Source organism: Mesorhizobium sp. M4B.F.Ca.ET.017.02.2.1 (genome assembly GCF_003998955.1).
Classification (GTDB): domain Bacteria; phylum Pseudomonadota; class Alphaproteobacteria; order Rhizobiales; family Rhizobiaceae; genus Mesorhizobium; species Mesorhizobium abyssinicae.
On record NZ_RZOF01000688.1, the window covers coordinates 1 to 615 of the forward strand.

The 615-nt window shown below is 69.9% G+C and carries 1 protein-coding gene and 1 pseudogene; one reads left to right on the forward strand and one right to left on the reverse strand.

Features of this window, described 5'->3' with window-relative positions; translation table 11 throughout:
• A partial coding sequence (locus EN738_RS36025) for a hypothetical protein (RefSeq protein WP_210214108.1) occupies window positions 1-219 on the reverse strand: 219 nt, incomplete at its 3' end.
• A 92-nt stretch (window positions 220-311) separates the two neighbouring features.
• On the opposite strand from EN738_RS36025, the pseudogene EN738_RS34865 reads away from it, so the two are divergent.
• Window positions 312-615, forward strand: a pseudogene (locus EN738_RS34865) (hypothetical protein); the annotation flags it as partial.

The window sequence follows — 615 nt, forward strand, 5'->3', positions numbered from 1 at the left end:
GCGTGAGCAGCCGCGGCTTGCAGGGTTGGGTTGGGGGTCATGCGCCTTTTTTGGGCGATCGTGCTGCTGATGACCAGAGGGCTCTTTTCCGCCGCGCGCGGCGAGGAACGCATCGCCTTGGTCGTCGCCGGTCCGGCCGGTGACGGCGCGCCCGCCGTCGCCGTGCGGATCGCGGCAAGCTTGCGGCAGATAGGTTTTGCGGTCGGGCTGCTGAGCCACGGCGAGGACCGAACCGGCCCGCAGTCCAGCAGGCCCAGCCTACGGGAGCAGATGCCAACGGAGACGAATTCCGCACCACAGGGCTTGGGTACATGCGCGCCAAAACTGTTGTCCTGATTGTTGTCGCCGCCATGTTAGGCGTGCTTGCGGTCGTCCTCGCCAATGTCTGGCTGGCCGACCAGCGGACTGGAATGGCACAGCTTGACAATGCGCCCGCAACCGCGGCGCCGCCGCCTATGAGCGGGGCGAGCGACGGCGGCTACGGCAGCCCACCGGCCGGCCTCGGAAGTGGCGACTCGGGCAGCGGCGGCGGTGGTTCCGACAGCGACGGTGGTGGTTCCGGCGGCGGCAGCAGCGGTTTGGCCGGCGGCGGCCTCGGCAACGGCGGTGGGTGGG